This window comes from Bradyrhizobium sp. (assembly GCF_035935975.1).
GTDB lineage: Bacteria > Pseudomonadota > Alphaproteobacteria > Rhizobiales > Xanthobacteraceae > Bradyrhizobium.
Genome location: NZ_DASYWN010000031.1, coordinates 1 through 19,962 on the forward strand (window position 1 = coordinate 1; position 19,962 = coordinate 19,962).

Sequence of the window (19,962 nt, forward strand, 5' to 3'; positions counted from 1 at the left end):
AACTCCAATCTCGCGTCCATCCGGGACACCTCGTGGAACGGCATCCGACAACCTCCTTACTGAGCTGTCGAAAGTGTCCACGATGTCTCCGAACACCCGTCCACTATCTCCCCGGTCTGAACACCCGCAAGGGGGGAGGGAACGCACCTTTGTCGGCGCGCGAGTGGAGTTTCAACCAACAGGGACCCTAGTTGATCGGGCCCACCGTGAACGGGCCGATGGCGATGACGTGGCAGTCGCTGTCGCGCTTGGCGCAGTCGGTGAGTGCGGAGGTGACGGCGGTCTGCTCGTCGGCGGCCTTCAGGCCGAGGCCGGGACGGCCTGCGGTGCCGACGGCGACGGCGTTCCAGCCCATGGCATCGCCGAGCTTGCGCACGACTTCGTCGCGGGCATCGGCGATGATCGAGGAATTGCTCGCAGCGTGGAAGAAGCCGGTGATCCGCAGCAGCGTCGGGATCGGCACGACGAAATTGTCGTCGACCGCGACGATCATGCAGGCAACGCCGGCGATCGCGCCGCACGATTCCAGCGAGCGCCGCGCCGAATCCTCGGCGGTCGGTGCGCCCAGCACCATGTAATATTGTCCGCCCGGGCCGAGCGCGACCGAGCGCGATTTCGCCGCCGGCACGAAGATATTCTCGAGCCGGACCTTTGCGGAATCGCGCAACATCGGAAATTCCTTGGACACGAACGCCCGCTCGGTCATCGCGTCGTGCCGGAAATAGGGAGACGGCGGCATCGGCGGCTTGCCGTGCGTGTAGACGACGTTGTCGCCGACCGCATAGAGCTCGCAGCGCCGCGGCGATTGCGCGGCGTCGGCGCGCTTCTGGCACTGATCGAGCGCCGCGTTCTTCGCAGCCTCCTCACTGGGCTGGTTCAACGCCGAGCCGGTGAAGCCGCCGACATTGATCGCGAAGGCCTTGTAGTCGCCGGAGCTCGCGTAGTCGCTGGCGAGGTAATTGCGGATACGCTCGTTGATGAAGGGCACGCTGTCGACCGCGAGCTTGCCCGATAGAGGCACGACGGATGGTGACGGCGCGGGCATCGGCGCCATCGCGGCATTCGCGGCAGGCATCGGAGCCATCGGCGCCTTCGCCATCTGGGTCGGCGCGGGACTTGGCATAGAACTCGGCGCAGCGGCGATTGGCGTTGGGCTCGGCGCATCGCTTGGTGTCACAGGACCTGGTGCTGCGACCGGGGCGACCGCGGCGGTGACCGTCTGCTTGAGCTTGGTGTTGTAGAGGAAGCCGCTGACGATGATGGCGACGACCGAGACGACCGCAACCACCAGCGGCCACATCCACACCGGCGCAGCCGCCACCTTGGAGGCCACCTTCTTGACCTGCGGCTTGGTATAGGTGCCGTCCTCGCGCCGCATCGCCACCATGTAGGCGTGCACTGGCGTCGGGATGTTCTTCACCTCCTGCGCGCCGATATCGGCGAACTGGACCGACAGCTTGTTGGCGACCTGTTCGTGCACGGCGCGGGAGACGCAGATGCCGCCGACCTCGGCGAGGCCTTCCAGCCGCGCGGCGATGTTGACGCCGTCGCCGAGGAGATCGCCATTGCGCTCGACCACGTCGCCGATGGTGATGCCGATCCGGAACGACATCTGCCGGCTCGGCGGATAGGCCATGTTGCGGGTTCGCAAGCTCTCCTGGATATCGATCGCGCAACGCACCGCATCGACCGCGCTCGGGAATTCCGCGAGCACGGCGTCGCCCGCCGTGTTGAAGATGCGGCCGCCTGCCTTTGCGATGAAATCGTCGATGACTTCGCGGTAGGAGGCCAGACGCCGCAGCGTCTCCTCCTCGTCTTCCGCAACGAGCCTCGAATAGCCGGCAATATCGGCCGCGAAAATCGCCGCGATCTTGCGCTTCATCTGCACCAGCCCTGGAACCTCTTCCGCAGCGGCAGAATGCCGCTATCTCCGGCGCGGTGCAACAAAGTTTCAGCGCCCGCCACTTCCGTGACGAGCGCTGAACCTGTTCAGGAATTTGGAAGCTTGAGCCCCGGAGCGGTTGCGCCGGGGCTTAGTGCATAGCCGTCGTGTTGAGCTCTTGCTGGATGCTCTTGTAGTGATCGAGCCGCGCGATCGCGAGATCGAGCTCGGAGCCCTCCGTCTCGGACAGCTTGTCCTGCATTTCCGTGATCTTGTCGGCGAACTGCGCCCGATCAATCTCGTCGATCGAGGTGGCCACGTCGGCGAGCACGGTGAGACGGTCCTCGGACACTTCGGCGAGACCGCCAAGCACGATGACCTTCTGCTTCTGCCCACCGGCGATGATGGTCAGAATGCCCGGGCGCACCGCAGCCACGAGAGGCGCATGTCCGGCGAGCACGCCGAAATCACCTTCCCAGCCGGGCACGTCGACCTGGTCGACTTCACCCGAGAAGGCGAGCTTTTCCGGAGAGACGAGATCGAAGTGGAAGGTGGCCATTGAGAACCTGCGAATGGTGAGTAGCGAATGGCGAGTGGCTGAAACAGGGAGCAGCCATTTGCCGCTCCCTATTCGCCGTTCGCAGCTTAGGCCGCCTCGGCAGCCAGCTTCTTGCCCTTCTCGACCGCCTCTTCGATGGTGCCGACCATGTAGAAGGCAGCTTCCGGCAGATGGTCATACTTGCCTTCCACCAGGCCCTTGAAGCCCTTGATGGTGTCGGCGAGGTCGACGAACTTGCCCGGCGAACCGGTGAAGATTTCGGCGACGTGGAACGGCTGCGACATGAAGCGCTCGACCTTGCGGGCGCGGGCCACGGTCAGCTTGTCCTCTTCCGAAAGCTCGTCCATGCCGAGAATGGCGATGATGTCCTGGAGCGCCTTGTAGCGCTGCAGCACCTGCTGGACCTGACGGGCGACCGCGTAGTGCTCCTCGCCGACGACCAGCGGAGAAAGCATGCGCGAGGTCGAGTCGAGCGGATCCACCGCCGGATAGATGCCCTTTTCGGCGATCGAGCGCGACAGCGTGGTGGTCGCGTCCAAGTGGGCGAACGAGGTCGCCGGCGCCGGGTCGGTCAAGTCGTCGGCCGGAACGTAGATGGCCTGCACCGAGGTGATCGAGCCCTTCTGCGTGGTGGTGATGCGCTCCTGCAGCGCGCCCATGTCGGTCGCGAGCGTCGGCTGATAACCCACCGCCGAAGGAATACGGCCGAGCAGCGCTGACACTTCCGAGCCGGCCTGGGTGAAGCGGAAGATGTTGTCGACGAAGAACAGCACGTCCTGGCCCTTGTCGCGGAAGTCTTCCGCGATGGTCAGACCGGTGAGCGCGACGCGGGCGCGGGCGCCCGGGGGCTCGTTCATCTGGCCGAACACCAGCGCGCACTTCGACTTCACGCTCGGATCCGGATTGTGCGGATCGGCGTTGACCTTGGACTCGATGAACTCGTGATAGAGATCGTTGCCCTCGCGGGTACGCTCGCCGACGCCGGCGAACACGGAGTAACCGCCGTGCGCCTTCGCGACGTTGTTGATCAGCTCCTGAATCAGCACGGTCTTGCCGACGCCGGCGCCGCCGAACAGGCCGATCTTGCCGCCCTTGGCGTAGGGCGCGAGCAGGTCGACGACCTTGATGCCGGTGACGAGAATTTCAGCTTCGGTGGACTGGTCGGTGTAGGTCGGCGCTTCCTGGTGGATCGCGCGCAGGCCTTCCGACTTGACGGGACCGGCTTCGTCGATCGGCTCGCCGATGACGTTGATGATGCGGCCGAGCGTGCCTTCACCGACGGGAACGCGGATCGGCGAACCGGTGTCGGTCACTTCCTGGCCGCGGACCAGACCTTCGGTGGTGTCCATCGCGATGGTGCGGACGGTGGACTCACCGAGATGCTGGGCGACTTCGAGCACCAGGCGGTTGCCACCGTTCTTGGTCTCGAGCGAATTGAGAATGGCCGGGAGGTGGCCTTCGAACTGCACGTCGACGACGGCGCCGATGACCTGGGTGACGCGACCGGACTGGGCTGCCATTGAATGTCTCCTTCGATCCGAACTACTAAACCGCGGTCAGCGTGACCGGGATGTTGCGTGTGACGGGCACTGATGCGTCTTGTTCAGACTGCCTCGGCGCCCGAGATGATTTCGATCAGTTCCTTGGTGATCTGCGCCTGACGCGTGCGGTTGTAGACCAGCGTCTGCTTGCGGATCATTTCACCGGCGTTGCGCGTCGCGTTGTCCATCGCGCTCATCTGAGCGCCGTAGAACGAGGCGTTGTTCTCGAGCAGCGCGCGGAAGACCTGGACCGCGAGGTTGCGCGGCAGAAGGCGGGTGAGAATCTCGTCCTCTTCCGGCTCGTATTCGTAAGACGTGGTGTTGGCGGCACCGCCCTCCTCGACCACCAGCGGAATGATCTGCTGGGCGGTCGGGATCTGCGCGATCACCGAACGGAAGCGCGAGTAGAACAGCGTGCAGACGTCGAACTCGCCGTTGTCGAAACGCGCCAGAACCTTCTTGGCGATGTCCTCGGCGTTGACGAAGCCGAGCTGGCGAACGCTGCGCAGGTCGAGATGCTCGACGATCTGCTTGTCGAACAGGCGGCGGAGCTGCTCGTAGCCCTTGCGGCCAACGCAGAAGAATTTCACTTCCTTGCCCTGCGCCATCAGCGCCTGGGCGCGCTCGCGGGCGAGACGCACGATCGACGAGTTGAAAGCGCCGGACAGGCCGCGCTCGCCGGTGCAGACCAGCAGCAGGTGGACCTGGTCGCGACCGGTGCCGGCCAGCAGCGCCGGCGCGCCGGGCGAGGCCGCCGCGGCGCCGGCGATGTTGGAGATCACCGCGCTCATCTTGTCGGCATAGGGACGTGCAGCTTCCGCGGCGGTCTGCGCGCGGCGCAGCTTCGAGGCCGCGACCATCTGCATGGCCTTGGTGATCTTTTGCGTCGCCTTGGTGGAGGCGATGCGGACGCGCATGTCTTTAAGTGACGCCATTCTTCGTTCACCCCGGCGGCTCGACGCAATGTCGGGCCGCTAGCCTGTCCCTATCGCAATGCCCGGCCGGGCGCCGGGCATGCTTGTTTTTGGTTTGCCTCTCGCGAAGCGGTCACAGCCGGAAAATCCGGCCGTGTCGCAGTTACGCGAAGCTCTTCGCAAAACCTTCGACCACCGACTTCAGCTTGGCAGCCACGTCGTCGGAGAGGTCGCGGGAGTCGCGGATCGCGTTGAGAATGTCGGCGTTCTTGCCGCGCAGCAGCGAGAGCAGACCGTCCTCGAACGCGCGCACCTTGTTGACCGGAAGCGGATCGAGATAGCCGTTGGTGCCGGCCCAGATCACGCAGACCTGCTCTTCCATCTTCAGCGGCGAGAACTGCGGCTGCTTCAGGAGCTCGGTGAGACGCGAACCGCGGTTGAGCAGGCGCTGGGTCGAGGCGTCGAGGTCGGAGCCGAACTGCGCGAACGCCGCCATTTCGCGGTACTGCGCGAGCTCACCCTTGATCTTGCCGGCGACCTTCTTGGTGGCCTTGGTCTGCGCCGAAGAACCCACGCGCGACACCGACAGACCGACGTTCACCGCGGGACGGATGCCCTGGAAGAACAGGTCGGTTTCCAGGAAGATCTGGCCGTCGGTGATCGAGATGACGTTGGTCGGGATGTAGGCCGACACGTCGTTGGCCTGGGTTTCGATGACCGGCAGCGCCGTCAGCGAGCCCGAACCCTGATCCTTGTTCAGCTTCGCCGCGCGCTCGAGCAGGCGGGAGTGCAGATAGAACACGTCGCCGGGATAGGCTTCGCGGCCCGGCGGGCGGCGCAGCAGCAGCGACATCTGGCGGTAGGCGACGGCCTGCTTGGACAGATCGTCATAGATGATGACCGCGTGCATGCCGTTGTCGCGGAAGTACTCGCCCATGGTGCAGCCGGTGAAGGGCGCGATGTACTGCATCGGCGCCGGATCCGACGCGGTGGCGGCGACGACGATCGAGTATTCGAGCGCGCCCTGCTCTTCCAGCACCTTCACGAACTGGGCGACGGTCGAACGCTTCTGACCGACTGCGACGTAGACGCAGTACAGCTTGATGTTCTCGTCGGGCTGCGCGTTGAGCGGCTTCTGGTTCAGGATGGTGTCGAGCGCGATCGCGGTCTTGCCGGTCTGACGGTCACCGATGATCAGCTCGCGCTGGCCGCGGCCGATCGGGATCAGGGCGTCGATCGCCTTGAGGCCGGTCGCCATCGGCTCGTTCACCGACTTGCGCGGAATGATGCCGGGCGCCTTGACGTCGACGCGCATGCGCTTGTCGGCCTGGATCGGGCCCTTGCCGTCGATCGGGTTGCCGAGTCCGTCGACAACGCGGCCGAGCAGGCCCTTGCCGACCGGCGCGTCCACGATGGCGCGGGTGCGCTTGACGGTCTGGCCTTCCTTGATCTCGCGGTCGGCACCGAAAATAACGACACCGACGTTGTCGGTTTCGAGGTTCAGCGCCATGCCGCGGGTGCCGTTCTCGAACTCGACCATTTCACCGGCCTGGACGTTGTCCAGACCGTAGACGCGGGCGATGCCGTCGCCGACGGACAGCACCTGTCCGACTTCGGAGACTTCAGCTTCCTGGCCGAAATTCTTGATCTGGTCCTTGAGGATCGCGGAAATTTCCGCGGCGCGGATGTCCATCAGCCTGCCTCTTTCATCGCGTGCTTGATCGAATTGAGTTTGGTGCGAAGCGAACTATCGATCATGCGGCTGCCAAGCTTCACGACGAGGCCACCGATGATCGAGGGATCGATCTTCACGTTGAGCGCGACGTCCTTGCCGGTCACCGATTTCAGGGCAACCTTGAGGGCATCGAGATTCTTGTCCGAAAGCGCTTCCGCCACCGTGACATCGGCCGTCGTCTCGCCCTTGAACTTGGAGACGAGGACGCGATAGGCGCGGATGACGTCAGCCACCGCGAACAGGCGGCGGTTGGCGGTCAGCACTTTGAGGAAATTGGCGGAGATCCCGGCAATGCCGGCCTTGTCCAGCACGGCCGTGAGGGCCTTGGACTGGGCGTCAGCCGCGAAAACCGGACTGCGGACGAGGCGCTTGAGATCGGCGCTCTCGTTCAGCAGACCCTCGAACTTGTCGAGATCGGCTTTGACCTCGTCGACCACTTTCTGGTCGCGGGCCAGTTCAAACAAGGCCGTTGCATAACGGCCGGACACACCTGAAACGGACGTATCTTCTGCAGCCACAGACGCGCTCTTTTAGCTGTCAAATTCGCAAGGGAAAAACCGTCGCCACAAAGCGGCGCCTAGCGATCCAAGCCCTTGGAATTCAAGCGGGACTTCGATTTTCGGCCGACACGGGAGGTGCCGGGTCCGTTAAAATCGCGGCTTTGCTAACATAGCAGGCGCGCACGTGCAACATGACGCCAAATTAAAGGCATGAGGTTCTGTCGCCAGTTCGTCGCAGTCCACGACACTTCGACGACGATCTTGATGACGACCTGCCACGCCACGGAATTGCCGTGAGCCTGACGTCGCCAACCCGCCAATTCGTTCCTGCCCTCAGCGCATAGCGGCCATGAACACGGATCGCTGAGCCGTGAATTCGCAACCGCTCGCCGCGGCCTCCGAATACTTACTCAATTCTAAACATCGGGAACAACGACTTTAGTTTACAGTATTCGTAAGTAATACTGAGGTTAAAGAACTGTTAAAGTGAAAGATTACGGAACATCGGCTGCAATATCGGTGCCAGTCACAAGATATTTCACTATGACATAGAACAGATTTACTGCCCAATTCACGCCTCATTGCGAAATCAAACGCGAAACCGCTCACAAACTTACGGGGGCTCACTAGCCACATATGTGGCAATACTAGCTTAGGGACCACTAAATGCTGTCTTTGAAGACGCTGGGCACTGTGACCCGGCCGCGCACAGCGATCGCGTTCGTCGCTGCCACTCTCATCGTCGGTGGAACTGCCACCGAGGCTTCCGCCAAATCCCGGCATCACCGGCATCATCATGGCCACCACGCCAAGGCTGACACCAACGCGACCTCCGACTGGCGCAACGCCAATGCGTCCATGACGCCGTCCTCGGGCACAGGCCGCAGCTTCTCGGGCATGGCCTCCTATTACGGCAACGAGTCCGGCAGCCGCACCGCGTCGGGCCAGCGCTTCAACCAGAACGCCATGACCGCGGCGCACCGTTCGCTGCCGTTCGGCACCAAGCTGCGCGTCAGCCATCGCGGCCAGAGCGTGATCGTCACCATCAACGATCGTGGCCCGTTCATTCGCGGCCGTGTGCTCGACCTCTCCACGGGTGCAGCCCGCGCCATCGGCCTCACCGGTGCCGGCGTCGGCCGCGTCACCGCGGAAGTCGTCTCCTAACGGCGCGCTGAGCGCGTGAAATAGGCCCGCCGTCTTGGGGGACGGCGGGCTTTTTGCTGACTCCGTCATTGCGAGGAGCGCAGCGACGAAGCAATGACGGGGAGAGAGCGGTGGGCCCCTACAAAAAGCTCTGCGGATCGACGTCCACTTCCAGCTTCTGATTGCCCTTCGGCTTCGGGCACACCGCGAGCCAGTTGCGCAAGTAATCCGAGAGGTCAAAGCCGCGTGCCGATTTCACCAGGATGCGGAAGCGGTAGCGGCCCTTGATGACGGCGAGCGGGGCTTCCGCCGGGCCCAGCACCACCACGCGCTCGTCGCGCGGCGCGAGCGCGACGAGACGGCGGCCAAAGCCTTCGGCGCTCGGGCGGTCGCCGGCGGAAATGATCAGGCTCGCGAGCCGCCCGAACGGCGGATAGAGCGTGCGCTCGCGCAGGTCGATCTCGCTGTCGTAGAAGGCCTCGCGGTCGCAGGCGATCAGCGCCTTCATCACGGGATGGTCGGGCTGGTGCGTCTGCAGATAGCCGACGCCACGGCCCTGCTCGCGGCCGGCGCGGCCGATCACCTGGTTGAGCAATTGCCAGGTGCGCTCCGCGGCGCGCGGATCGCCATTGGATAGGCCCAGATCCGCATCGACCACGCCGACCAGATTGAGCCGCGGGAAATTGTGGCCCTTGGCGACGAGCTGCGTGCCGATGATGATGTCGACACGGCCCTCGGCGATCTCCGCAAGCTCGCTGCGCATCGTCTCGATCGAGGTGATGAGATCGCTCGACAGCACCATGGTGCGCGCGTTCGGGAACAGCGCCGCCGCTTCCTCCTGCAGGCGCTCGACGCCGGGGCCGACCGCGACCAGCGATTCCTCCGCCGAACAGTTCGGGCAGAGATGCGGCCGCGGCATCGAGAAGCCGCAATGGTGACAGACGAGGCGCTGGCGGAAACGGTGATCGACCAGCCAGGCATCGCAGATGGTGCAGGCGAAGCGATGCCCGCAGCCGCGGCACAGCGTCAGCGGCGCATAGCCGCGGCGATTGAGGAACAGCAGCGCCTGCTCGCGCTTTTCGATCGCCTTTCTGATCTCGCCGGCCAGGCGCGGCGAGATATAGCGGCCGCGCGCGGGCGGCTCGCGGCGCATGTCGATCGCCTCGATATGCGGCATGTGCTGGCCTCCGAAGCGCGAGGGCAGCGCGATGCGCTGATAGCGGTTCTTGCGCGCGTTGACCTCGGATTCGACCGACGGTGTCGCCGACGCCAGCACGATCGGAATCTTTGCGATATGCGCGCGCACCACCGCCATGTCGCGGGCGTGATAATGCACGCCCTCGTCCTGCTTGTAGGCCTGGTCGTGCTCTTCATCGACGACGATGAGGCCGAGATTGGCGTAAGGCAAAAACAGCGCCGAGCGCGCGCCGACGACGACCGGCGCGGTGCCCTCGGAGATCGCCGCCCAGTTGCGCGCGCGGGTGCGCGGCGTCAGTTCGGAGTGCCATTCGATCGGCCGCACGCCAAACCGCTGCGCGAAGCGGTCGAGGAACTGGCCAGTGAGCGCGATCTCCGGCATCAGGATCAGCGACTGTTTTCCGCGGCGGATCGCTTCCGCGACGGCCTCGAAATAGACCTCGGTCTTGCCCGAGCCGGTGACGCCGTCGAGCAGCGCGACGTGGAAGGTGCCGTTGGCGGCGAGCGCGCGCAGCGTATCGGCCGCGGTGCGCTGCAGCGGCGAGAAATCCGGCTGGCCGAAATCCGGATCTGGCGCGGGCGGCGGCGGAGGCGGCGGCATCGGCTCGACCGTCAGGGTGCCCTCGTCGACGAGGCCGTCGATCACGCCGGCGGAGACGCCGGCTTCCTTGGCCGCTTCCGACTTGCCGTGCAGCAGCCGGTCCGACAGCACCTCGATCACGCGCTGGCGCGCCGGCGTCAGCCGTTTGGGGGGATCGCCGACCAGGCGTACGCCGGGGCGCACCCGCTCGGGGCCGAGATTCTCACCCATCCGCAGGCACATGCGCAGCACCATGCCGCGCGGGCTCAGCGTGTAATTGGCGACCCAGTCGACCACGGAACGCAACTCGGGCTTCAGCGGGGCAACCTCGAGCTTCTCGCTGACCTCCTTGAGGCGGTTGTGCAGGCGCGGATCGGGATTGGCATTTTCCGCCCAGACCACGGCCAACACCTCGCGGGGCCCGAGCGGCACGCCGACGAGATCGCCCGCCTTCAGCTCCATCCCGCGCGGCACCTTGTAGGAATAGGTCTGGTCGAGCGCGACCGGCACCAGCACGTCGACCATGCGGGTCGCGTTGGTGGGGGCGGTATTGCTGCGCGACGACTGATCCATGGAGAGAATCGGAACCCGGGGGCCTGAAGGCTAGCCGCGCAAGGCGGCCTTAGCGAACGATAAACGAGTGTGATGCGATATACTGTGCGGAATCATTACGTCCAGAGCGCATGAGCAAAGCGGCCGCCCCACAAATCGAGCTCGCCAGCGCCGATCCCTCGATCGCGCTGGAGATGACGCGCTGGCTGTCTCATCTCGGCGCCGAGCGGCGGCTGTCGCCGAAGACGCTGGAGGCCTATGGCCGCGATCTGCGGCAGTGCCTGGATTTCCTGTGCAGCCATTGGGGCGAGCGCGTGACGCTGGAGCGGTTCGCCTCGCTCGAAGCCACGGATGTGCGCGCCTTCATGGCGATGCGCCGCGCCGACGACATTGCCGGCCGTTCACTGATGCGCGCGCTCGCGGGCCTGCGCTCGTTCGGGCGTTTCCTCGAACGCGAAGGCAAGGGCAAGGTCGGCGCACTCTCCGCGATCCGCGCGCCGAAGGTCGCCAAGAGCCTGCCGAAGCCGCTGCCGATGGCATCGGCCAAGCGGCTTGCCGATGCCGACGAGCGCGCCGGCGAGGAGCGCGAGACCTGGATTCTCGCGCGCGATGCCGCGGTGATGGCGCTGCTCTATGGCTCAGGCCTGCGTATCTCCGAGGCGCTTGGCCTGAAGCGCCGCGAGGTGCCGCGGCCCGGCGAAGGCGACGTGCTCGTCGTGACAGGCAAAGGCAACAAGACCCGCATGGTGCCGGTGCTGCAGAACGTGCTGGAGCTCGTGCAGGAATACGTCGCGATGTGCCCGTATCCGCTGCCGGCGGAAGGCCCGATCTTCGTCGGCGCGCGCGGCGGCCCGCTCAGTCCGCGCATCATCCAGCTCGCGATGGAGCGGCTGCGCGGCGCGCTCGGCCTGCCCGACAGCGCCACGCCGCACGCGCTCCGTCATTCCTTCGCCACACATCTGCTCTCGCGCGGCGGCGACTTACGCGCGATCCAGGAATTGCTCGGCCATTCCTCGCTCTCGACCACGCAGATCTATACCGGCATCGATTCCGAGCGCCTGCTGGAAGTCTATGCGAGCGCGCATCCGCGGCGGTGACGCGACTGAACCAGCGCTGAATGGCCGCTGCTGCCTGACATGAAGCTGTCATGGCGCGCGTGCCTCTTGCGCCGGCCGCGCGGTTCGGTCAATCGTTGGGAACCGAACAGGAGGGATTTATGAGCGCACACGAAAGCATGGAGCATGCCGAGCACGCCGAACACGCGTCCGGCTCGAACAAGAAGATCGCGCTCCTGATTGCGATACTGGCGCTGTTCCTGGCGATCTCGGAGACACTCGGCAAGGGCGCCCAGACCGAGTCGATCAGCAAGAATGTCGAGGCCGCCAATCTCTGGGCGTTCTTCCAGGCCAAGACCATCCGCCGCACCGTGGTGCTGACCGCATCCGAGCAGGGCAAGCTCACGCTCGCCGCCGCCGACGAGGCCCAGAGGCCGGCGGTGCAGAAGCAGGTCGACGACTGGACCAAGACCGCGCAGCGCTACCGCTCCGAGCCGGAGACCGGCGAAGGCACCGAGCAGCTCGCCGAGAAGGCCAAGCACGCCGAGCACGAGCGCGACGAGGCGACCGCGAAATATCATCACTTCGAGCTGGCCTCCGCCGCGTTCCAGATCGGCATCGTGCTGGCCTCGGCCACCATCATCACCGGCATGATCGCGCTGGCCTATATCGGCGGCATTCTGACGCTCGCCGGGCTCATCATGACCAGCCTCGGCCTGTGGTGGCCGCATCTGCTGCATTTGCATTGAGAGGCTGAGACGTTGCTAATTCCGTCATCCTGAGGTGCGAGGAGCGCAGTGCATCAGCACTGCGCTCGGAGCCTCGAAGGATGAACGGCGGAGATGCAGCCGGGCCGTCGCCCTTCGAGGGCCGCTGAAGAAGCGGCCACCTCAAGCGACAACCGCTTCGCGGTTGCGCGGGGGTGGCGATGATGAATTGATCGCCGTGGCTTGAATTCGTAACCCGCATGAGCGCAGCGATATGCGGGGCGCCGCAACGAAGAATCCCGGATGTCGCTTCGCTCATCCGGGCTACGGGAGCGGCGCTACCGCGCCTCGTGCACGCTCTTCCTGAAGCGCTGGATCAGACGCAGCGTTCTTGACGACCAGCCTTCGCCGTTGCCGGCGATCAGCTCGCGGATGCGGCGCTTGATCGGGTCGACCAGCTCGGTGGCCTTGGCGCGGACCTTCAGCACCAGATCGTAGATGCGCTCGAACCAGTGCATCTCCATGAGCTTGTCGCGCGTGACGTCGAACACGAAGGCGGTGACGCCGACGCCGAGCAGCTTTGCGAACAGGAACGTGGATACACCGGTCAGCCAGTAATCATGCGTGAGCAGATACAGGCCAACCAGCTTGAGCGGAAACAACGGGATGATCGGCACCGCGAACACGATCAGCGTCAAGGCCGGCGGCAGCGCATCGACGCGCTCCGTCAGCCATTGCTTGAAGCGTGCGAGCGGGATGGCTGCGACAACCCGCGCGACGATCGGCTCGAGATGGTCCCACAGCCAGGCTTCGATCAGGAAGATGATCGCCAGCAGGACCCAGACCGGTTGAAGTAGGCGGCGCAGCATGTGTTGTCCCGCCCGATTCGTTCGGGGCGTGACCTACATATGGATGGCCCGCTTGCCGACTGCAAGCGCGGCTTCCTTGACGGCCTCCGAGCGGGTCGGATGCGCGTGGCAGGTGCGGGCGAGGTCTTCCGCACTGCCGCCGAACTCCATGAGAACGCAGGCTTCGTGGATCATTTCGCCGGCTTCGCGGCCGATAATGTGCACGCCGAGCACGCGATCGGTCTTCGCATCTGCGAGAATCTTCACAAAGCCGTCGGTGGTCTGGTTGACCTTGGAGCGGCCGTTGGCGGTAAAGGGAAACTTACCGATGGTATAAGCGACACCCGCCTGCTTCAGCTCTTCCTCGGTCTTGCCGACGGAAGACACTTCCGGCGTGGTATACACGACGCCTGGGATAACGTCGTAATTCACGTGACCGGCTTGCCCAGCGATGATCTCGGCAACCGCAACGCCTTCATCCTCGGCCTTGTGCGCGAGCATCGGGCCTGCGACGACGTCGCCGATGGCATAGACGCCCTTCAGGCTGGTGGCGAAATGCGGATCGATCTGCACGCGGCCGCGGGGATCGAGCGCAACGCCAGCTTCCTTCAGGCCGAGACCGTCGGTGTAGGGCACGCGGCCGATGCAGACGAGCACGACGTCGGCTTCGATCGTCTCGGCGGCGCCGCCGGCGGCCGGCTCGACCGTCGCCTTCAGCGTCTTGCCCGAGGTATCGACGCCGGTGACCTTGGCGCCGAGCTTGAACGCAAAACCCTGCTTCTCGAGGATGCGCTGGAATTGCTTGGCGATCTCGCCGTCCATGCCGGGCAGGATGCGGTCAAGGAATTCGACGACGACGACTTCGGCGCCGAGCCGCTTCCACACCGAGCCGAGCTCGAGGCCGATCACGCCGGCGCCGACGATCAGCAGCTTGCCGGGGACCCTGTCGAGCGACAGCGCACCGGTCGAGGACACGATGCGCTTCTCGTCGATCTCGATGCCCTTCAGGCGCGCGATGTCCGAGCCTGTCGCGATCACGATGTTCTTGGTCTCGATCACCTGCGACTTGCCGTCGGCGGACACTTCCACCTTGCCGGTGCCGAGGATCTTGCCGGTGCCCTTGAGCACGTCGACCTTGTTCTTCTTCATCAGGAACTCGACGCCCTTGACGTTGCCGTCGATGCCCTGCTGCTTGAAGTTCATCATCGCGGGAAGCTCGAGCTTCGGCGTGGAGACGGACACGCCCATCTTGGCGAAGGAGTGCGCGGCTTCCTCGAACATTTCGGAAGCGTGCAGCAACGCCTTCGAGGGCATGCAGCCGACATTGAGGCAGGTGCCGCCGAGGGTTGCGTTCTTTTCGACGACTGCGACCTTCATGCCGAGCTGGCTGGCGCGCACCGCGCAGACATAACCGCCAGGTCCGGTGCCGATGACGACGAGATCGTAGGTAGCCATGAGAGAAAGTCCCGTAGGTTTAGCGTGATGAGGATGTGTCAGCGTCCGCGCGGCGCGTCAGCGTCCGCCGGACACATCGAGAGTGGCTGCGGTGATGTAAGAAGCATCGTCCGACATCAGCCAGACGATGGCGTTGGCGATTTCGTCGGCGGTGCCGACGCGCTTCATCGGCACCATATGGGCCAGGCGATGATGCCGGTCAGGCTCGCCGCCGGAAGCGTGAATGTCGGTGTCGATCAGGCCGGGGCGGATGCCCGCGACGCGAATGCCTTCGCCCGCGACCTCATAGCCGAGGCCGGTGGTGAAGGAATCGATCGCGCCCTTGGACGCCGCGTAGTCGACATAGGTGTTGGGCGCACCGAGCCTGGCGGCGACCGACGACAGATTGACGATGACGCCGCCCTTGCCGCCATGCTTGGTCGACATCCGCTTCACCGCTTCGCGCGCGCAAAGGATGGAGCCGGTGACGTTGACCGCCAGCACGCGCTGGATGCGCTCGGCCGACATTTCGTCGACGCGCACGCCGCTCCTGCCGACGATGCCGCCATTGTTGACGAGTGCGGCAAGCGTGCCGAACTTGTCGGCTTCCTTGAACAGATCGAGGATGTCGCTTTCCTCGGCGACGTCGCATTTCACCGCGATCGCCTTGCCATTGCCGGCTTCGATCGCGGCGACGACCTCGTCGGCGGCTTTCTTGTTGCTGGCATAGCCGACCACGACGCGGTAGCCGCGCGCGGCCGCCGCAATCGCGGTCGCCCGCCCGATGCCGCGGCTGCCGCCGGTGATGACAACGACCTTATCCGTCACGCGCGCCTCCATGGTTCGACATGCGCCGTCGCGCAGGGAGGCGACGGCGCTCGCAAAGCATCAGGAATCAGAGATCGAGCACCAGGCGCGCCGGATCTTCCAGGCTCTCCTTGACGCGAACCAGGAAGGTGACGGCTTCCTTGCCGTCGATGACGCGGTGATCGTAGGACAGCGCCAGATACATCATCGGCCGGACCTCGATCTTGCCGCCGACGACCATCGGGCGATCCTGGATCTTGTGCATGCCGAGGATGCCGGACTGCGGCGCGTTCAGGATCGGGGTCGACATCAGCGAACCGTAGATGCCGCCGTTGGTGATGGTGAAGGTGCCGCCCTGCATCTCGTCGATCTTGAGCTGGCCGTCACGGGCGCGGCGGCCGAAATCGGCGATGCCCTTCTCGATGTCGGCGATCGACTTGTGGTCGCAGTCGCGCACGACCGGAACGACGAGACCCTTGTCGGTGCCGACGGCGACGCCGATGTGATAGTAGTTCTTGTAGATCAGGTCGGTGCCGTCGATCTCGGCGTTGACGGCCGGGATGTCCTTCAGCGCCTGCACGACGGCCTTGGTGAAGAAGCCCATGAAGCCGAGCTTGCCGCCGTGCTTCTTCTCGAACGCATCCTTATAATGGGCGCGCAGCGCCATGACGTTGGTCATGTCGACCTCGTTGAAGGTCGTCAGCATGGCCGCGGTGTTCTGCACGTCCTTGAGGCGCCGCGCGATGGTCTGGCGCAGGCGGGTCATCTTGACGCGCTCTTCGCGGGCAGCGTCATCGGCCGGCGACGGTGCGCGGACCTGCACGGCGGCGGCGGGCTGGTTGACCGGGGTCGGCGCGGAGGCTGCACGCTCGATCGCGGCGAGCATGTCGCCCTTGGTGACGCGGCCGTCCTTGCCGGAGCCCGGAACGGTGGAGGCATCGACGCCGGTCTCGGCCGACAGTTTTCGCACGGAAGGCGCAAGCGGGGCGTCGGCCGGCGGCGCCTTCGGCGCGGCGGCAGCAGCCACCGGAGCCGCAGCGGCAGGCGCAGGAGCGACAGCAGCGGGCTTGGCGGGCGCGGCAGCGGGCTTCGCAGCGCCGGCACCGTCGGTGATCTGCCCGAGCAGCGCACCGACCGCAACGGTCGTACCATCGGCGGCGATGATCTCGCTCAGCGTGCCGGCGGACGGCGCCGGGACCTCGATGGTGACCTTGTCGGTCTCGAGCTCGACCAAGGGTTCGTCGACGGCGACCGGGTCGCCGGCCTTCTTGAACCAGCGGCCGATGGTGGCCTCGGTGACGGATTCGCCGAGCGTCGGCACACGAATTTCAGTCATGGTCTTTTCCTTAAGGAGATCGCCAATGCGGTCATGAATTCCGGATGTCACGGCCGGCGAAAAGCAGGCCACCCAGCAAGCCGGGACGCATCGCATGAACGAGGACGTCACGTCTTACTGGATGCCCCGCCTTGTGCGCGAGTGCGCACTGGGGGCGGGGCATGACGCAGTTCGAAAAAGTTCAGCTCAGTGCTTCGTCCAGGAACGCCTTCAGCTGCGCCTGATGCTTGGACATCAGACCAGTGGCGGTCGCAGCGGAAGCGGCGCGGCCGACATAACGCGGACGCCGGCTCACGCCGTTCACCTGGTTGAGCACCCATTCCAGATAGGGCTCGATGAAGTGCCAGGCACCCATGTTGCGGGGCTCTTCCTGGCACCACACCACTTCGGCCTTCTTGAAGCGCGACAGCTCGGCCACCAGCGCCTTCAGCGGCACCGGATAGAGCTGCTCGACGCGCATCAGGTAGATGTCGTCGATGCCGCGCTTCTCGCGCTCTTCGTAGAGGTCGTAATAGACCTTGCCGGAGCAGAGCACGATGCGGCGAACCTTCTCGTCGGGGACGAGCTTGATCGCCTCGTTCGGCAACATCTGGGCGTCATCATACAGGATGCGGTGGAACGTCGTTCCCTTCGCGAGCTCTTCCAGACGCGAGACCGCCCGCTTGTTGCGGAGCAGCGACTTCGGCGTCATCACGATCAGCGGCTTGCGGATCTCGCGATGCAGCTGGCGACGCAGCACGTGGAAGTAGTTCGCCGGCGTGGTCGGATAGACCACCTGCATGTTGTCTTCCGCGCACATCTGCAGGTAACGCTCCAGACGCGCCGAGGAGTGCTCCGGTCCCTGGCCTTCATAGCCGTGCGGCAGCAGGCAGACGAGGCCGGACATGCGCAGCCATTTGCGCTCGCCCGAGGAGATGAACTGGTCGAACACGACCTGCGCGCCGTTGGCGAAGTCGCCGAACTGGGCTTCCCACAGGGTCAGCGTGTTCGGCTCGGCGAGCGAATAGCCGTATTCGAAACCGAGCACGGCTTCTTCCGACAGCAGCGAGTTGATGACCTCGTAATGGCCCTGCTCGTGGCCGAGATGGTTGAACGGCGTGTAGCGGCTCTCGTCTTCCTGGTCGATCAGGACCGAATGACGCTGCGAGAAGGTGCCGCGCTCCGAATCCTGTCCGGACAGGCGGACGTGGTGGTTTTCATTGAGCAGCGTGCAGAACGCCAGCGCCTCGCCGGTCGCCCAGTCGATGCCCGCGCCACCCTCGATCGCCTTGGAGCGGTTTTCGAGGAAACGCTGGATGGTGCGGTGGACGCGGAAGCCGTCCGGCACCTTGGTGATCTTGCGGCCGATGTCCTTGAGGATCGGGAGGTCGACGCCGGTGACGCCGCGGCGTGCATCCTCTTCCTGGTCGGCGATCTTGAAACCGGACCACTTGCCGTCGAGCCAGTCGGCCTTGTTGGGCTTATAGCTGGTGCCGGCCTCAAACTCGGCATCGAGCCGCGAGCGCCAGTCGGCCTTCAGCTTGTCGACCTCACCCTCGGTGACCACGCCTTCGGCGATCAGGCGCTTGGAGTAGAGAGTGAGGGTCGAGGGATGGGCCGCGATCCGCTTGTACATCACGGGCTGGGTGAACGCGGGCTCATCGCCCTCGTTGTGGCCGTAGCGGCGATAGCACCACATGTCGATCACGACCGGCTTGTGGAACTTCTGCCGGAACTCGGTCGCGACCTTGGCCGCGAACACCACGGCTTCCGGATCGTCGCCATTCACGTGGAAGATCGGCGCGTCGATCATCTTCGCCACATCCGACGGATAGGGCGAGGAGCGCGAGTAGCGCGGATAGGTGGTGAAGCCGATCTGGTTGTTGACGATGAAGTGGACGGAGCCGCCGGTGCGGTAGCCCTTGAGGTCCGACAGGCCGAAGCATTCCGCGACCACGCCCTGGCCGGCGAACGCGGCGTCGCCATGCATCAGGAGCGGCATGACCGAAATGCGCTGGTCCGGCGGATCGCCGTGCTGGTCCTGCTTGGCGCGCACCTTGCCGAGCACGACGGGATCGACGATCTCGAGATGCGAGGGATTGGCGGTCAGCGACAGATGGATGCGGTTGCCGTCGAACTCGCGGTCCGAGGACGCGCCGAGATGGTACTTGACGTCGCCCGAGCCTTCGACCGCATCAGGGTTGGCCGAACCGCCCTTGAACTCGTGGAACAACGCGCGATGGGCCTTGCCCATCACCTGGGTCAGCACGTTGAGGCGGCCGCGATGCGGCATGCCCAGCACGACTTCCTTCACGCCGAGATTGCCGCCACGCTTGATGATCTGCTCGAGCGCGGGGATCAGCGATTCACCGCCGTCGAGGCCGAAGCGCTTGGTGCCGGTGAACTTGGTGTCGCAGAACTTCTCGAAGCCCTCGGCCTCGACCAGCTTCATCAGGATGGCGCGGCGGCCTTCGCGGGTGAAGGAGATCTCCTTGTCCGGCCCCTCGATGCGCTCCTGGATCCAGGCCTTCTGCGCAGCATTGCTGATATGCATGAACTCGACGCCGAGCGTCTGGCAGTAGGTGCGCTCGCAGATCGCGGTGATTTCGCGCAGGTTGGCGTATTCGAGACCGAGCACGTGATCGAGGAAGATCTTGCGGTCGAAATCGGCTTCGCTGAAGCCGTAGGTGCGGGGATCGAGCTCTTCGCGGTTGCGCGGGGCTTCGATGCCGAGCGGATCGAGCTTGGCGTGGAAGTGGCCGCGCATGCGGTAGGAGCGGATCAGCATCAGGGCGCGGACGGAGTCGCGCGTCGCCTGGAGCACGTCGGCGGAGGAGATGTCCGCCCCCTTGGCCTGCGCCTTGGCGGCGATCTTGGCGCCGACCGCCTTCTCGACCTCGGCCCAGTTGCCGTCGAGGGCGGAGGTGAGATCGTCCTGCGGGGTCAGCGGCCAGTTGGCGCGCTCCCAGGACGGGCCCTCGGCGTTCTTCCGGACGTCAACGGGCTGGTCGTTGAGGCTCTTGAAGAATTCCTGCCACTCGGCGTCGACCGAGGATGGGTCCTTCTCGTAGCGGGCGTAGATTTCGTCGATGTAGGTGGCGTTGGTGCCCTGCAAAAATGATGAGAGGGCAAAGGCTGCGTTCGCGTCCTGGCGAGACATACTTGAGTTCCTGGCGATTTCGGTTCGCGCATA

15 protein-coding genes are annotated in these 19,962 nt (G+C 64.9%); 3 read left to right on the forward strand and 12 right to left on the reverse strand.

What is annotated here, in order from left to right:
• Positions 1 to 187 precede the first annotated feature (187 nt).
• The 6 genes from VGR99_RS17015 to VGR99_RS17040 all read right to left on the reverse strand — a co-directional run bounded on the left by VGR99_RS17015 (position 188) and on the right by VGR99_RS17040 (position 7,149).
• On the reverse strand, positions 188 to 1,882 hold the full coding sequence (locus VGR99_RS17015) for an adenylate/guanylate cyclase domain-containing protein (protein ID WP_326899784.1): 1,695 nt from the start codon (positions 1,880 to 1,882) through the stop codon (positions 188 to 190).
• Positions 1,883 to 2,033: 151 nt separating this feature from the next.
• The gene (locus VGR99_RS17020) at positions 2,034 to 2,441 is read right to left on the reverse strand and encodes a F0F1 ATP synthase subunit epsilon (protein WP_326899785.1); all 408 of its coding nucleotides are present in this window, start codon (positions 2,439 to 2,441) and stop codon (positions 2,034 to 2,036) included.
• Positions 2,442 to 2,527: 86 nt separating this feature from the next.
• Positions 2,528 to 3,961: a F0F1 ATP synthase subunit beta gene (gene atpD / locus VGR99_RS17025; protein ID WP_011083272.1), complete on the reverse strand. Its 1,434-nt coding sequence runs from the start codon at positions 3,959 to 3,961 to the stop codon at positions 2,528 to 2,530.
• An 83-nt stretch (positions 3,962 to 4,044) separates the two neighbouring features.
• The gene (locus VGR99_RS17030; RefSeq protein ID WP_326899789.1) at positions 4,045 to 4,917 is read right to left on the reverse strand and encodes a F0F1 ATP synthase subunit gamma; all 873 of its coding nucleotides are present in this window, start codon (positions 4,915 to 4,917) and stop codon (positions 4,045 to 4,047) included.
• Positions 4,918 to 5,059: 142 nt separating this feature from the next.
• Positions 5,060 to 6,589, reverse strand: a complete 1,530-nt coding sequence (gene atpA / locus VGR99_RS17035) for a F0F1 ATP synthase subunit alpha (protein ID WP_326899792.1) — start codon at positions 6,587 to 6,589, stop codon at positions 5,060 to 5,062.
• On the reverse strand, positions 6,589 to 7,149 hold the full coding sequence (locus VGR99_RS17040) for a F0F1 ATP synthase subunit delta (RefSeq protein ID WP_326899793.1): 561 nt from the start codon (positions 7,147 to 7,149) through the stop codon (positions 6,589 to 6,591). The genes atpA and VGR99_RS17040 overlap by 1 nt, the downstream gene beginning before the upstream one ends.
• 648 nt (positions 7,150 to 7,797) lie before the next feature.
• Here VGR99_RS17040 and VGR99_RS17045 point away from each other — a divergent pair.
• Positions 7,798 to 8,295, forward strand: coding sequence for a septal ring lytic transglycosylase RlpA family protein (locus VGR99_RS17045; RefSeq protein ID WP_326899794.1), 498 nt, complete (start codon positions 7,798 to 7,800; stop codon positions 8,293 to 8,295).
• A gap of 118 nt (positions 8,296 to 8,413) precedes the next feature.
• Here the strand turns inward: VGR99_RS17045 and VGR99_RS17050 are convergent, their stop codons facing one another.
• Positions 8,414 to 10,624 carry a primosomal protein N' gene (locus VGR99_RS17050; RefSeq protein WP_326899795.1) on the reverse strand — a complete coding sequence of 737 codons (2,211 nt, stop codon included), beginning with the start codon at positions 10,622 to 10,624 and terminating at the stop codon, positions 8,414 to 8,416.
• Between the two features lie 110 nt (positions 10,625 to 10,734).
• Between VGR99_RS17050 and VGR99_RS17055 the strand changes: the two genes are divergently transcribed.
• Positions 10,735 to 11,700, forward strand: a complete 966-nt coding sequence (locus tag VGR99_RS17055) for a tyrosine recombinase XerC (RefSeq protein WP_326899796.1) — start codon at positions 10,735 to 10,737, stop codon at positions 11,698 to 11,700.
• Positions 11,701 to 11,819: 119 nt separating this feature from the next.
• A complete protein-coding gene (locus VGR99_RS17060) occupies positions 11,820 to 12,407 on the forward strand; it encodes a DUF4337 domain-containing protein (RefSeq protein WP_326899797.1) in 588 nt (195 codons plus the stop codon).
• A gap of 296 nt (positions 12,408 to 12,703) precedes the next feature.
• Here the strand turns inward: VGR99_RS17060 and VGR99_RS17065 are convergent, their stop codons facing one another.
• The 5 genes from VGR99_RS17065 to VGR99_RS17085 all read right to left on the reverse strand — a co-directional run bounded on the left by VGR99_RS17065 (position 12,704) and on the right by VGR99_RS17085 (position 19,929).
• Complete coding sequence (locus VGR99_RS17065; RefSeq protein WP_326899798.1) at positions 12,704 to 13,234, reverse strand: hypothetical protein; 531 nt, start codon at positions 13,232 to 13,234, stop codon at positions 12,704 to 12,706.
• A 33-nt stretch (positions 13,235 to 13,267) separates the two neighbouring features.
• Complete coding sequence (lpdA, locus tag VGR99_RS17070; protein ID WP_326899799.1) at positions 13,268 to 14,668, reverse strand: dihydrolipoyl dehydrogenase; 1,401 nt, start codon at positions 14,666 to 14,668, stop codon at positions 13,268 to 13,270.
• A gap of 57 nt (positions 14,669 to 14,725) precedes the next feature.
• Positions 14,726 to 15,487 (reverse strand): SDR family oxidoreductase, encoded by a 762-nt coding sequence (locus VGR99_RS17075; RefSeq protein ID WP_326899800.1) that lies wholly within the window; start codon positions 15,485 to 15,487, stop codon positions 14,726 to 14,728.
• A gap of 55 nt (positions 15,488 to 15,542) precedes the next feature.
• Complete coding sequence (odhB, locus tag VGR99_RS17080; protein ID WP_326899801.1) at positions 15,543 to 16,790, reverse strand: 2-oxoglutarate dehydrogenase complex dihydrolipoyllysine-residue succinyltransferase; 1,248 nt, start codon at positions 16,788 to 16,790, stop codon at positions 15,543 to 15,545.
• A 181-nt stretch (positions 16,791 to 16,971) separates the two neighbouring features.
• The gene (locus VGR99_RS17085) at positions 16,972 to 19,929 is read right to left on the reverse strand and encodes a 2-oxoglutarate dehydrogenase E1 component (protein ID WP_326899803.1); all 2,958 of its coding nucleotides are present in this window, start codon (positions 19,927 to 19,929) and stop codon (positions 16,972 to 16,974) included.
• Positions 19,930 to 19,962: the final 33 nt, after the last annotated feature.

Bases quoted from the DNA above. Each gene is read 5' to 3' on its own strand.
- VGR99_RS17015 (WP_326899784.1), bottom strand. From the start codon at position 1,882: ATGAAGCGCAAGATCGCGGCGATTTTCGCGGCCGATATTGCCGGCTAT.
- VGR99_RS17020 (WP_326899785.1), bottom strand. From the start codon at position 2,441: ATGGCCACCTTCCACTTCGATCTCGTCTCTCCGGAAAAGCTCGCCTTC.
- atpD (WP_011083272.1), bottom strand. From the start codon at position 3,961: ATGGCAGCCCAGTCCGGTCGCGTCACCCAGGTCATCGGCGCCGTCGTC.
- VGR99_RS17030 (WP_326899789.1), bottom strand. From the start codon at position 4,917: ATGGCGTCACTTAAAGACATGCGCGTCCGCATCGCCTCCACCAAGGCG.
- atpA (WP_326899792.1), bottom strand. From the start codon at position 6,589: ATGGACATCCGCGCCGCGGAAATTTCCGCGATCCTCAAGGACCAGATC.
- VGR99_RS17045 (WP_326899794.1), top strand. From the start codon at position 7,798: ATGCTGTCTTTGAAGACGCTGGGCACTGTGACCCGGCCGCGCACAGCG.
- VGR99_RS17050 (WP_326899795.1), bottom strand. From the start codon at position 10,624: ATGGATCAGTCGTCGCGCAGCAATACCGCCCCCACCAACGCGACCCGC.
- VGR99_RS17055 (WP_326899796.1), top strand. From the start codon at position 10,735: ATGAGCAAAGCGGCCGCCCCACAAATCGAGCTCGCCAGCGCCGATCCC.
- VGR99_RS17060 (WP_326899797.1), top strand. From the start codon at position 11,820: ATGAGCGCACACGAAAGCATGGAGCATGCCGAGCACGCCGAACACGCG.
- VGR99_RS17065 (WP_326899798.1), bottom strand. From the start codon at position 13,234: ATGCTGCGCCGCCTACTTCAACCGGTCTGGGTCCTGCTGGCGATCATC.
- lpdA (WP_326899799.1), bottom strand. From the start codon at position 14,668: ATGGCTACCTACGATCTCGTCGTCATCGGCACCGGACCTGGCGGTTAT.
- VGR99_RS17075 (WP_326899800.1), bottom strand. From the start codon at position 15,487: ATGGAGGCGCGCGTGACGGATAAGGTCGTTGTCATCACCGGCGGCAGC.
- odhB (WP_326899801.1), bottom strand. From the start codon at position 16,790: ATGACTGAAATTCGTGTGCCGACGCTCGGCGAATCCGTCACCGAGGCC.
- VGR99_RS17085 (WP_326899803.1), bottom strand. From the start codon at position 19,929: ATGTCTCGCCAGGACGCGAACGCAGCCTTTGCCCTCTCATCATTTTTG.